Source organism: Aliivibrio friggae (assembly GCF_057368515.1).
The window spans coordinates 1,147,870-1,161,321 of record NZ_CM170648.1 but is presented as its reverse complement, the minus strand read 5'-3'; the positions used below and the strand labels follow the sequence as shown (position 1 = coordinate 1,161,321).

Below are 13,452 nucleotides of genomic sequence, written 5' to 3'. Positions count from 1 at the left end.
GCTATCCAATATGACCAACAGTATGAAGGATCCATACCATAACAAAGCTTAATAACACACCAACGACACCCAATATCACACCTGTTTTTGCCATTTGGCTACTTTCAACATTACCCGTAGCATGGGCTAACGCATTCGGAGGTGTACTGATTGGTAATGACATACCTAGAGAGGCTGCAAATGTAACTATCAGTATTAAGGTTAGCTCACCACCTAATGGGGTCAATGACGTCATTGAAGTACCTAACGCTGCCATGATCGGCATCAATAAGTTGGCCGTTGCTGTATGAGACATGAAGTTTGCCATGACTAAACATAGGAATGCCGCACCAAATAAAACCACATAAGGAGAATAAGCATCAAAAGGAATACTGTGAACCACTAACTTAGCCAAGCCTGTTTTGTCTAAAGCTAAACCAAGTGCGATACCACCTGAAACTAACCACAGCACATCCCATGATATTTTCTTAAGATCTTCTTTGTTGATGATCCCAGTCAGAGAGAAAACCGCAACTGGAATTAGCGCAACAGTATATGAGTTCATGCCATGACTTGATCCCATTAACCATAAAAGGATCGTTCCTGCGAAAGTGATGTACACCATGATCGCTTTTGGTGTTTTTAAGAACTTACCTTTGATATCTAAATTCATTGTGGCTTGCTTTGCTGGGTACAAATAGGTAATTAAAAACCAAGCAAGCGCCATCATTACAATGACAAATGGCACCCCAAATACCATCCACTCACCAAAAGTAATTAAGTTATCACCCACGAGATATTTTAGTGCGATAGCATTCGGTGGCGTTCCAATCGGAGTTCCAATACCGCCAATATTTGCCGCAATAGGGATACATAAAGCAAACGCAATTCGACCGGGATCTTTAGGACCAAATACAGCAATAACAGGCGTTAAGATCGATAACATCATTGCTGTTGTCGCGGTGTTTGACATGAACATCGAGAAAATACCCGTGATCAGCATCAACCCCAGCATTACAAATTTTGGATCGGTTCCGAACGGTTTAAGTAATACTCTGGCTAAGTTGACATCTAATCGATATTTCGTTGCAGCCATTGCGAGGAAGAAACCACCTAAGAACAGCATAATTATCGGACTGGCAAAGGTTGCCATAATATCACTGTAATTTAGCAACTCTCCAAAATGAGGCGCATCTTGATTCATCTTAAATAAAATAAATCCTTTATCAGAAACCATTAAAAGCTCTAAAACAATAATGACTACTGAGGTTGCGTAAATTGGAATTGGTTCAAATACCCAGCACAGTGCTGCCAATAAAAAGATAGCAATAACACGCTGCTGAATGATCGTCATTCCTTCAAAAGGAAAAGCTGACAAAGGCATTAAAAGAATGATGAGTGGGATAATTGTTGGGATTAAATACTTCATGTATTGACGCATAACGCTACCGACTTCCATAGAACAATTTAAGAGTAATAACGAGAATTATCTCCTTCATCAACCATTCGGTATACCGTGTTAGATCAATCATTGTTTCAAAATAAGAACAAATATAGAATTTTGTGACACTTGTATCATAAAAAAAGAGCTGCATTTCTGCAGCTCTCATTATTTTATCTGATTATAATGCCTTAATAATTAAGACTCTTTCTCAGCTTTTGGCTTTTTACGCTTATCGGTAATTGCCCATTTTCCGTCGATATATAACCCAGTCCAACCTGATGGCTTACCATCATTTTCAGTACGAACGTAATTTTCTTTCGTTTTACGGCTAAAACGAACTACCGCAGGCTTACCGTCAGGATCGTGCGTTGGCGCTTCCGTTAAGTAAGTAAACTTAGGAGACAAACGATCTTTAAAGCGCACTAACTCTTCCACTAACGGTGCACGTGTTTCACGTGATTTAGGGAACGTACTTGCTGCCAAGAATAAGCCTGATGCACCATCACGCAATACAAAGTACGCGTCTGATTTTTCACATTCCAATTCAGGAAGATGAACAGGATCTTCTTTTGGTGGCGCAACTTCGCCATTTTTAAGGATCTTACGAGTGTTTTTACATGTCTCACTCGTACAATCCATATATTTACCAAAGCGACCGTTCTTAAGTTCCATGTCTGAGCCACACTTGTCACACTCGACAATTGGACCATCATAGCCTTTAAGTTGGAACTCACCTTTCTCTACAATGTAACCATCACAGTTCGGGTTATTACCACAAACATGCAGTTTACGATCTTGATCTATCAGGTAAGGGTCCATTGCTGTTTCACACTTAGGACAACGCTTCTTCGCACGTAATGCTGCGGTTTCTACGTCTTCTTCAAGAACATTAATAATGCCCTCTTCATTGCCTAAGTTAATGGTTTTCTTACAGCGCTCTTTTGGTGGTAATGCGTAACCAGAACAACCAAGGAATACCCCAGTTGATGCAGTACGAATACCCATATTACGGTCACACGTCGGACATTTAATATCAGTTTCTACGATATTATTTGGTGACATGCCGCCTTCTGATTCATCAAGCTCAGCTTTAGCGATATCATCAGTGAAATCTTGGAAGAACGCGTTAAGTACATCTTTCCAATCTTTGTCGCCTTCAGCAATCTTATCTAAATTGCCTTCCATACGAGCAGTAAAGTCGTAATCCATTAAATCATCAAACGATTGATTTAGACGGTCAGTTACGATCTCACCCATTTTCTCTGCATAGAAACGACGGCTTTCAACACGAACGTAACCACGGTCTTGAATTGTTGAGATGATTGATGCGTAAGTCGATGGGCGACCAATGCCTTTTTTCTCAAGTTCTTTAACCAATGCGGCTTCTGTGAAACGCGCTGGTGGCTTAGTAAAGTGTTGCTTTGGATCAAGCTGTTCTAGTTTTAGCTTATCGCCAAGTTGAACGGCTGGTAATAATTGGTCTTCGTTCTTACCCATTGGGCGTTGCACACGAGTCCAACCATCAAACTTAAGGATACGACCTTTCGCTTTTAGGGTGAATTCATCGGCTTTTACGCTCAATGTGGTTGAATCGTATTGTGCTGGGGTCATTTGACACGACACAAATTGATTCCAAATTAGGTTGTAAAGTTTGTGTGCGTCCGCTTCCATACCTTGTAGGTCGTCTACTTTCACATCGACACTTGAAGGACGAATCGCTTCGTGAGCTTCTTGTGCGCCTTCTTTGCTGCCATAAAAAATTGGCGCTGAAGGTAAATAACTGTCGCCATACTCAGAACCAATAAACTCACGTAACGCCTCTACAGCCTCTTTACTTAAGTTAGTTGAGTCAGTACGCATATAAGTGATGTAACCACCCTCATAAAGGCGCTGAGCTAACATCATGGTCTTTTTCACGCCGTAACCTAAGCGTGTACTTGCTGCTTGTTGCAAAGTTGACGTGATATAAGGTGCTGACGGCTTACTTTTTGTAGGGCGATCTTCACGCTTACATACTTCATATTCTGCTTTTTCAAGAATACTTACTGCCGCTTCCGTATCCGCTTGCGTTAGTGTTTTAAATACAGAACCATTACGCTGCGCAACTTGTAGACGGAAGTTTTCTTTGCCAGCGGTTAACGTGTCTGCATGAATATCCCAGAACTCTTCAGGAATAAACGCATTGATTTCACGTTCACGTTCAACCAAGACTTTAACAGCAACCGATTGAACACGACCTGCAGATAAACCACGAGCTACTTTTTTCCATAGCAATGGTGATGCCATGAAACCAACAACACGGTCTAGGAAGCGACGTGCTTGTTGAGCGTTTACACCAGGCATGCTTAGCTCGCCCGGAGTTTCAAACGCTTGTTGAATCGCATTTTTTGTAATTTCGTTAAAAACTACTCGTTTATAGCGTGAATCATCACCACCGATGATCTCGCGAAGGTGCCACGCAATAGCTTCCCCTTCACGGTCTAAATCGGTTGCGAGATAGATAGTGTCTGCATTTTCAGCCAGCTTTTGTAATTCAGCGACGACTTTTTCTTTGCCTGGCAAAATTTGATAATTAGCGGCCCAGTCATTGTATGGGTCAATACCCATTTTATTGATCAGGTTCTTTTTATCTCTTTCTTTCTTAATGCGTGCTTTATCTTCAACACTCATACCTTTGGTCGACGGTGCTGCTGCTTTTTTACCAGTGCTTGTCGAACCCATAGGCAAATCACGAACGTGACCTACACTGGATTTTACGATGAAGTCTTTGCCAAGGTATTTATTAATTGTTTTTGCTTTGGCTGGTGACTCCACGATAACTAGAGATTTACCCATAATGTCTCACTAACGTCCTCGTGCTGAAATACAATGCTGTCGAAAATAACGATGTCCACAGCTATAAATTGAACTTTTATCTATATATTACTATTGAGGGAGGATGGCACTACGTCAACCACTTTTTTTACAATCGCTACTGAATGGTCGTAGTTTGGGCAGTTGTTAACTAGATGTAATTACAAATAAACCCATCATCAAACTTCCTTTTTACAGGCCGTCTCTATTATCATTTACTGACTAATAGCTCAAAACGTGAGCTCAATACCTTGCACTGGCTCACAATAAAATTGCAGATCTTTCATTAATTTTTATTTTACTCGTCATGATTTACATCAATTGTATTTTTAATTCTTTATGCTTAAAATCCCTCTTTTATATAGCAAAAAATGAGTGAGATATGAGCAATAAAAAATCCATTTCTGAGGCTGATTTACTATTAATTGCCAACCAAATCATTCAAGATCACGAAAACTACGTTGAAGGTATGCGAGCAACGAGTGTTGAAGAAAAAGAAGAAGTTTTAGTATTTAAAGGCGAGTATTTTTTGTCTGACCAAGGCCTGCCAACTGAGAAGACAACCGCTGTATTTAATATGTTTAAACACCTTGCTCATCAATTATCAAAAGAGTTTAGCGTTAAGTAATTACCACTAATTACAAACAACAAAAAAGGCTGAAATAATCAGCCTTTTTTAATATAAAATACGTCACCCAAATTAAACGATTGGACGTTGTCCTTTACTGATTAAACGCATAAATACATTTTCTGCAGACTGCCCTGCAATACCTGCAATTTTAGCCCCTAACTTTTTCTTCTGTACGTAATGAATCGCTAATACTTCGCGATCCTTACATGCTTTAGTTAGATAATCATCTGATGTTTGAATCGCATCAATCAGACCCAATTCTAGCGCTTGTTTACCAAACCAATGCTCACCGGTAGCCACCTTTTCAAGGTCTAATTCTGCACGGTGTTCATGGATGAAATCTTTAAATAATACGTGAGTTTCTTCTAGCTCTAATTGAAATTTCTCACGTGCTTTATCACTGTTTTCACCAAACATTGTTAAGGTACGCTTGTACTCACCAGCGGTCAGTTGTTCAAACTCAATATCATTCTTTTTCAGTAGCTTACTAAAGTTTGGTAATTGTGCAACGACACCAATAGAACCAACAATCGCAAATGGCGCTGCAATGATTTTCTCGCCAATACATGCCATCATGTAACCACCAGATGCGGCTACTTTATCGACTGAAATCGTTAGTGTAATATTAGCATCACGTAAACGATCCAATTGTGATGAAGCAAGACCATAGCCGTGGACCATACCGCCACCACTTTCAAGGCGAACAAGAACTTCATCCCCCTCAACGGCGATAGCTAAGATAGCTGAAACTTCTTCACGAAGGCTTGCTACTTCTTTGGCATCAATACTGCCTTTAAAATCTAAAACAAATAAACGAGCATCACGTTTAAACTCTAAAGCACCAGATTTTGCTGCCTGCTTCACTTCCTTTTGTTTTGCTTTTTCAGTTTCTTTCGCCGTTTTTTTCTCTGCTTTTGCGCGTGCTTTTAACTCCGCATCATCGAATAAATGATGCTCTAACTCTGCAACTGTATCTTTATACTGCTCAGTTAAATTAGTCACTTCTAACTCGCCTTTAGCACTTGCAGATTTACCACCTACCGCTTTAGCGACAACTAAAATGGCGATAATAGAAACAACCACTGTCGCTATCTTTGCCAAAAAGAGACCGTAATCAAACAAAAATTCCAATGTAATACCCTCTGAAGTATGTTTCGTGTATTGTACCTAACTTAACCCAAAGTTAATTCATCTTATGATAGAAATTCACACTAAATGTTTATTTTTACACCTATATATCGCAAAAATTTACAGAATTACTTAGGATGAGCGTTGAAATACAAGGATTACAGAGTGGACTATCAGGTTTCAGCTGACGCATTAAAAAACAAAACAATTCTCGTTACTGGTGCAGGAGATGGCATTGGTAAACAAGCAGCATTACATTACGCTCAACATGGCGCTACCGTGATCCTTCTAGGACGTACTGTCGCTAAGTTAGAAGCGGTTTATGATGAAATTGAAGCGGCGGGCTACCCGACCCCAGCCATTGTTCCTTTAGATTTAAAAGGAGCAACAAAACAACATTATGTTGATATGGCTGAAACAATTCAGAGTCAATTCGGCAAATTAGATGGCTTACTACATAATGCAGGCCTTCTTGGTATGCTAAGTCCATTTGAGCAATTTGAAGAAGCTATCTTTGATGAAGTAATGCAAATCAACGTTAAAGCACAATTCTTAATGACTCAAGCTTTGCTTCCTGTATTACAGCAGTCTGATGACGCTCGCATTATTTTTACGACTTCTACCGTTGGTCATCAAGGCCGTGCTTTTTGGGGTGCTTATGCTATCTCTAAATTTGCAACAGAAGGCATGATGCAAACATTGGCTCATGAAATGGAAGGCACTCAAGTTAAAGTAAATGCTATTAATCCGGGTGGTACTCACACTCGCATGCGTGCACAAGCTTTCCCTGCTGAAGATATTAGCTTACTGAAGACACCTAAAGATCTAATGCCGTTGTATGTTTATTTAATGGCTCCTGAAAGCCTTGACGTTAATGGCCAATGTATTGATGCACAACCGAAATAAATAATAAGTTAATTTATATTAGTATGCGTATCTAAAAAATAAAAAAGGGTTGAAACCATATGGCTTCAACCCTTTTTATTTGTCTGTTTTCTAAGTCAACTCAACAATTCAACTTAACGCTGTCTTGGTGCTGATTTAGGCGCTTTACCATTTGGTGAGAATTTACTTCTTACTGGTTTAACACCTGGTGCTGGCTTCTTGCCTTTACCGCTTGGCTTACCTGTAGGTTTAGCATCACCCGTTGAACTGCGTTTTGCAGAAGGTAATGAACTACCCACTGGTTTCTTATTGTTGCGACCACGACGACCAGCAGGAACGTTACGCTCCTCTGTTGTACGCTCATCATAACGCTTAACTGCGCGACGGATCTTTTGAGATTTAGATTTAGCACGCTTACGTGATTCTTTATCTACATCTAAAAGACTTTCTTTTTCATGTGGTAGCTCAACCATTTCACGAAGGTAGTTAACATCCTTCAGTTCAAGCTCCATCCAACCGCCACGAGGCAATGCTTTCTCTAGGAAAATATCACCGTAACGAACACGTTTTAGACGGCTAACTGTTACGCCTTGAGAATCCCATAAACGACGAACTTCACGGTTACGACCTTCATTGATTACCACATAGAAAGTATGATTCATACCTTCGCCGCCAGCATACATTACGTCTTCAAAACGAGCTTCACCATCTTCTAGTTTTACACCAGAAACAAGGTTTTTAACCATTTTGTCGTTAACATCACCAAATACACGGCACATGTATTCACGTTCAACTTTACGACTTGGGTGCATTAAACGGTTTGCTAGCTCACCATCAGTTGTAAATAACAACAGACCAGCGGTGTTTGCATCTAGACGACCAACAGATACCCAACGAGAATCTTTGATTTTTGGTAAACGATCAAAAACGGTACGACGACCTTCTGGATCGTGGCGAGTACATAACTCACCTTCTGGTTTATGGTAAGCAAGAACACGACAGATTACTTCAGTAGACTCTTTTACCGATACAACATGGCCATCGATACGAATTTTCGCATCAACATTTTCTAGGCGATCACCTAGCTTTGCAATCTGACCATCAACACTAACACGATTAGACTGAATCATCGTTTCTAATTCACGACGAGAACCAAGACCAGCTCGTGCTAATACTTTCTGTAATTTTTCGCTCATTTTTTACCTTATTATGTCGCCTTCACAGGCGTCAATTAACTTTATTAATCAAGAACCTAGCTATTTTAGATAGTATTTCTCAATCACTTTAAAATTCTATGGAGGGTGATTATACAATAAGGTTGTGACGAATGGTAAAAAATTAAGCAAAAATTTATGGCTTAAAATGATTTCCAGTATGATTAGAAATGCTGAACGTATGACAGCATTTTATTAATACAAAAAGGAAATTCAAATGGAAAAATTAAACCGTTTACTTAATGCTTTATCTCGTGATCTTGAAAATGGGGCCGCACAAAAAAAACCAGTGTGATTATTTTATAGAAATATTCGATTCACACTGTAATGAAACAGATAATCACACTCTTCTACAAGAGATTATAGAAAACAGGAAAACGTTTATTTCAAATCAACTTGGTGAATCTAACATAGGCAATTTAGCCGATCTATTTTCGACTCAAGCCGCAAAAGATATCATAGGAAAACAAGCTAGTCCCACGCTACCCAAACACTATTTTCTTATTGAACAAGTTGCCCTACGCCTTTTTGGTTGCTTGCTGTCCTGCTGGACCGAATTGGAAATCTTCAGAACCATTAAAAACTCCACCCTTACCATTATACAAAATGCAGATAATGCTCATCATACTTACAATTCTCCAGTAATAAATGAACACTTCCATTATGAAATAGTTGCAGATATTGCATTAGATACTCGACTATTTCATACTGAGTTTTGTGATCAACCATTGCGGCTTTCTGATGCTATTGTACTCATTAATATCGCCACATTTATTAAAGAGCATCAATGGTATGAAATGCTAGGTATGCTCAATATTTCATCAAAAGGTGAGCACTTTATTTTATATCAATTTAACGACAAAAGTGCCTACCCAAATATCATTTCTTCTGCCTTAATTAACTCAGCCCCCACTTCTCGTAATTGGCTTTTTTTTGATGATTTTTTCCAAAGTTCAAAGTGGCAGCCAATCCATCAATCGTATTCGATCCTCAATTTAGAGTGTGCAACTAAAATCTCAACAACACTAGGTAAGTCTCAATTAATGAATAAATCATCAGATGATATTGAAAAAAGCATATTTTCTTCTATTTTAGATCACACAAAAGTATGTGAAGCCATTAGACTCACTGTCAGTGGCTCAAAATCAAAAGCTAATTTTTACTTATATTTGGCACAAAAAGGGTTAGCAAATGCCTTAAAAGAGAGTGGACGTGATGTAGTTTTTACTATCATAGAGAAGCCCGCGATGGTTTTGTTCTATCAATCAATGAATATTGATACTCCAGAAGCATCTCCCTATCTTTTTACTAGTGCACAAGATATCAATAAAAACGGGGTTGTCACCTATAAAGGTATTTGGCTCCTGAAGAATGCAACACTTGCTTTTAATCAATATAATTTTAAAGAGTATAATGTTAAGATTATTGGGTTAAGAAAACTACTACGAAACCATTGAGCTTTATAAATGCAACTAGCCTTACCTAAAGTTTATTTATTACTACTAACCAGTGCAACGGTATTGCTTTGGGTTGGCTTTTTTGTCCGTTCTCACTATAAAGAACGGACAAAGGTTAATACTAACATTTACTTTTCATACGTTCTTTATGCTGTATTTATCGTATTATGGATACTAAGCAATGCTTACTTTCAGTCTTCATTATTAGTCCGATTTAATGAAAACATGGCAATAATAATGGCTATTATTGCCAATATTACCTCCTACCTTGCTTTTGCATTTGCCTTTTTATTCTCGTGCTATCTTTCATCTAATAGAACTGATAAAAAACTATCTCCGTGGCAATTTTGGTTAGCAACTACAGCAACGGTACTCGCATTTATACTAAATTTAACACCTAATCAGACTGTAACTGGTGTTGATATTGTATCCCCAGGTAATTTTACCATTGAGTTTGGACCTTTCGCGCCTTTCTTTTTTGCTAATGCCTTTCTTTTTATTATTCTCACTATTTTTAATTTCATAAAATTAAGAAAAAGCGACATCAAGCTCAACAGAGAAAAGTCCATCTATTTATTATTTGGTATTTTTGTTTATATGTCTTCAACTATTGCCTCACAGATAGTTATCCCTGTACTCTGGAATGATTTTTCTTATACATGGCTACCACCAGCACTATCAATAACCGAAGCATTATTAATTGGTTATACATTAGTTTACCATCGCCTTTATAGCTTAAGGTATATTTCTTATTGGGCATTATCCTATGCAATGAATGTCGTTATTTATCTAATACCTATCGCAGTACTCTATACTATGGATTTAACATTCAATTTATTGTTAATCGGGTTTGGGGTATCTATCGGCCTACTATGGAAACGTACGCTTAATAAAGCAAAAATCTTATCTAGCTTATTAATATATAAGAATAAAAAAACACCAGTAGAACAAATATTTGAGATTGCTGAAGAATTTAAATATTCTAGTAATGAGGCAATGAAAAAACTTGCTCTATTGCTCAGCACACCACAAGAAGACCTTCTGCTAGTAGGGCAGAATGCAAATTATAATATTTTCATACCCCATCTTAATCAATCAAATTCAGCATTAGTAAAGGACGAATTAGACTACCAACTCCATTATGCATCTCAGTATTCTCAAGCAGAACTTCATCAAGTTCAAAAAGAAATGGACTCAACAAAAACAGCATTAATTCTTCCTATTTTTGGAAAAAATAAACTTATCACGCATCTACTTATCTCATCGAATAAACGAGATGGTACTACCTTTTCAAATGAAGAGATTACAGCAATTCAATGGGTGCTAAGCAAAGTTCAAGGCTATATTGAAAGCGAGCGTAAAGTAAATCAATCTCAAGCATTAGCAAGCTCTATAGCTCATGAGATGCGAAATCCACTATCACAACTCCAATACCATTTTGAACGCATTGGCGCACATTCAAACGAAGCCGTTATCAATGCTGAGTTGCAACAAGGTAAACTAGCGATTCAGCGTGGAGCTCAACTAATTGATGTTATTTTAAGTGAAAGTAAAGGATCTGAAATCAATCAGGATTTATTTAAACATTACTCAATCTCAGCATTAACAAATCAATTTATAAATGAGTACGCTTTTGAATCAGAAGATATTCGCAGTCGCATAAAGATCAATCTTAGTGATGATTTTACCATTAATGTTAATGATACTCTTTTTGGTTTCATTCTCTTTAATTTGTTACGCAATGCTATTCATTATTTTAGAAATAGTGACAGCGAAATATCAATAAAAATAATTCAAGGAAATACTGTTAACTCCTTAATTTTCAGAGATACAGGTCCTGGTATAGACTCTAATATATTACCGAATATCTTTGATGATTTCTTTACCTACAATAAAGAAGGAGGCAGTGGTTTAGGGCTATCTTATTGCTTAAGAGCGATGAATTCTTTTGGAGGGAATATTTCTTGTTATTCAAAGAAAGGTGAATTTACTGAATTTGTTCTTAGCTTTCCAAAAATTCAGGATGAAAAAAATTCAAATACAATAATTCATAGTAAAACTGACGTTATTTATCAGAAAAATAAAACTCAAGAACAAAATATAATAAATAAATCGATTAAAACCATTCTTATTGTTGATGACAAAAAAGTACAGAGAATGTTAATCCAAACATTTATTTCAAATGATAACGTTAATACCTTACAAGCTGAGAACGGTGCTCAAGCTATCGATATAGTTAATAATAATAACATTGACCTCATCCTTATGGATTCGCGTATGCCTGTGATGAATGGAATTCAAGCGGCTAAAACAATAAAGCACACTTACCCATCGCTTCCTATCATCGCTTTAACTGGTGAGGCAGATCATGCCGAACTAAAAATAATATCAATAATTATGGATGATCACTTAACTAAACCGATTTCTAAATCACAACTACTGCAAGTTTTAGATAAATGGATATGAAAATTTAAACAAAAAGTCATTACTGATACTGATTTCCAGTATGATAAAAATGCTGAGTGTATAACAGCAACTTCTATCATCAAAAGGAATAAAAATGAAGACTTTACATCAATTATATATATCAATTACTTCTTGTCTTGATAATGAAGTAACCCAAAAAAAACCATTCAATAGAACTCATTGAAGTCATTTATCAATACAGTAAAGAAATAGATAACCCACACATTTTTCAAGAAATAATCGAGTATAGAAAAGAGACCATATTAGGCAAAATAGACTGCAGTCACTCAGGAAATCTTGCTTCTATATTCTCAACACCAGAAGCTAAAGAGTTGATAGCAAAATCCCCTTGTAAGCAACTCCCCGAACAATACTTTATTATTGAGCAACTCTCTCAACGTATTTTTGGCTGCTTATTGATATGTTGGACAGAATTCGAAATATTTAGAACCATTCAAAATTCAAATCAAATCTGCAATAACAAAAAACAACGACAAACGTACCCAAGCGCTCAAGTCATAAATGAGCATTATCATTATGAGATTGTTAGTGATACTGCATTAGATACTCGCCTATTTCATACTGAATTTTGTGAGCAACCACTATTACTCTCTGATGCTATTGTTCTGATAAATATTGCTACGTTCATTAAAGAACACAAATGGTATGAAATGCTCAAGATCCTTAATATTTCGTCAAAAGGGGAACATTTCATCTTGTATCAATTTGATGACGAAAATGACTACCCTAAAATTATTTCATCAGCGCTTATTGAACCTTATCATCAAAAGAAAAACTGGCTATTCTTCGATGATTTTTTTCAAAGTAACAAATGGAATAAAGCAGAAAGTTCAGAAGCTATTACCCAATATTTTCCAGACTTATCTTCCCAAAAAAACCAACCATGTGATTATTTTAATACGCTTTCTTGTTCTGAACTCGAAAATGCAATGTTTTCTTCTATAGTAGATAAAACACGCATGTGTGGCGTTATTCGCTTTACCGTCAACGGACCTAAAATGAAACTGAACTATCATATGTATCTCGCACAAAAAGGCCTAGCAAACGCTCTGTTCCTTTCAGGAAGAGATATGATTTTTTCTATTATAGAACAGCCCGCAATGATACTTTTCTATCAAGAGATGAATAACGTAGAAAGAGAGCATATGCCTTTTGTTTTTACTGGTTATCAAGATATAAATAACTCAGGATTAGTCACACATAAAGGAATTTGTCTTACAAAAAATGCCCGTTATGTTTTCAATCAATATAATTTTAAAGAATATAATGTTAAAATTATCCAAAGAAGAAAAGTATTAAAATAATGATGAGTTTGTTATAAATGTTAAGTGGCCTCCCAAAAGATAATTTATTACTGTTTATTGCCGTCTTTAT

At 37.0% G+C, this 13,452-nt stretch carries 9 protein-coding genes; 5 read left to right on the top strand and 4 right to left on the bottom strand.

From position 1 onward, the window contains the following. Position 1 precedes the first annotated feature (1 nt). Together AC2INI_RS05450 and topA are read right to left on the bottom strand one after the other, a co-directional pair. Complete coding sequence (locus tag AC2INI_RS05450) at positions 2-1,420, bottom strand: SLC13 family permease (RefSeq protein ID WP_486305522.1); 1,419 nt, start codon at positions 1,418-1,420, stop codon at positions 2-4. A gap of 198 nt (positions 1,421-1,618) precedes the next feature. Further along, positions 1,619-4,258 (bottom strand): type I DNA topoisomerase, encoded by a 2,640-nt coding sequence (topA, locus tag AC2INI_RS05445; RefSeq protein ID WP_486305521.1) that lies wholly within the window; start codon positions 4,256-4,258, stop codon positions 1,619-1,621. Positions 4,259-4,658: 400 nt separating this feature from the next. On the opposite strand from topA, the gene AC2INI_RS05440 reads away from it, so the two are divergent. Beyond that, positions 4,659-4,904, top strand: a complete 246-nt coding sequence (locus tag AC2INI_RS05440) for a YciN family protein (RefSeq protein ID WP_122035258.1) — start codon at positions 4,659-4,661, stop codon at positions 4,902-4,904. Between the two features lie 72 nt (positions 4,905-4,976). Here the strand turns inward: AC2INI_RS05440 and sohB are convergent, their stop codons facing one another. After that, a complete protein-coding gene (gene sohB, locus AC2INI_RS05435; RefSeq protein ID WP_122035260.1) occupies positions 4,977-6,038 on the bottom strand; it encodes a protease SohB in 1,062 nt (353 codons plus the stop codon). Between the two features lie 162 nt (positions 6,039-6,200). Here sohB and AC2INI_RS05430 point away from each other — a divergent pair, with 162 nt between their 5' ends. After that, positions 6,201-6,941 carry a YciK family oxidoreductase gene (locus tag AC2INI_RS05430; RefSeq protein ID WP_486305520.1) on the top strand — a complete coding sequence of 247 codons (741 nt, stop codon included), beginning with the start codon at positions 6,201-6,203 and terminating at the stop codon, positions 6,939-6,941. A 113-nt stretch (positions 6,942-7,054) separates the two neighbouring features. On the opposite strand, the gene rluB is transcribed toward AC2INI_RS05430, so the two are convergent. Then, positions 7,055-8,116 (bottom strand): 23S rRNA pseudouridine(2605) synthase RluB, encoded by a 1,062-nt coding sequence (gene rluB, locus AC2INI_RS05425; RefSeq protein WP_486305519.1) that lies wholly within the window; start codon positions 8,114-8,116, stop codon positions 7,055-7,057. 272 nt (positions 8,117-8,388) lie between these two features. On the opposite strand from rluB, the gene AC2INI_RS05420 reads away from it, so the two are divergent. The 3 genes from AC2INI_RS05420 (at position 8,389) to AC2INI_RS05410 (ending at position 13,382) form a co-directional block, all read left to right on the top strand. Further along, positions 8,389-9,591, top strand: coding sequence for an acyl-homoserine-lactone synthase (locus AC2INI_RS05420; RefSeq protein ID WP_486305518.1), 1,203 nt, complete (start codon positions 8,389-8,391; stop codon positions 9,589-9,591). Between the two features lie 9 nt (positions 9,592-9,600). Then, on the top strand, positions 9,601-12,057 hold the full coding sequence (locus AC2INI_RS05415) for a response regulator (protein ID WP_486305517.1): 2,457 nt from the start codon (positions 9,601-9,603) through the stop codon (positions 12,055-12,057). A 170-nt stretch (positions 12,058-12,227) separates the two neighbouring features. Beyond that, positions 12,228-13,382 (top strand): acyl-homoserine-lactone synthase, encoded by a 1,155-nt coding sequence (locus AC2INI_RS05410; protein ID WP_486305697.1) that lies wholly within the window; start codon positions 12,228-12,230, stop codon positions 13,380-13,382. The last annotated feature ends 70 nt before the right edge of the window (positions 13,383-13,452 follow it).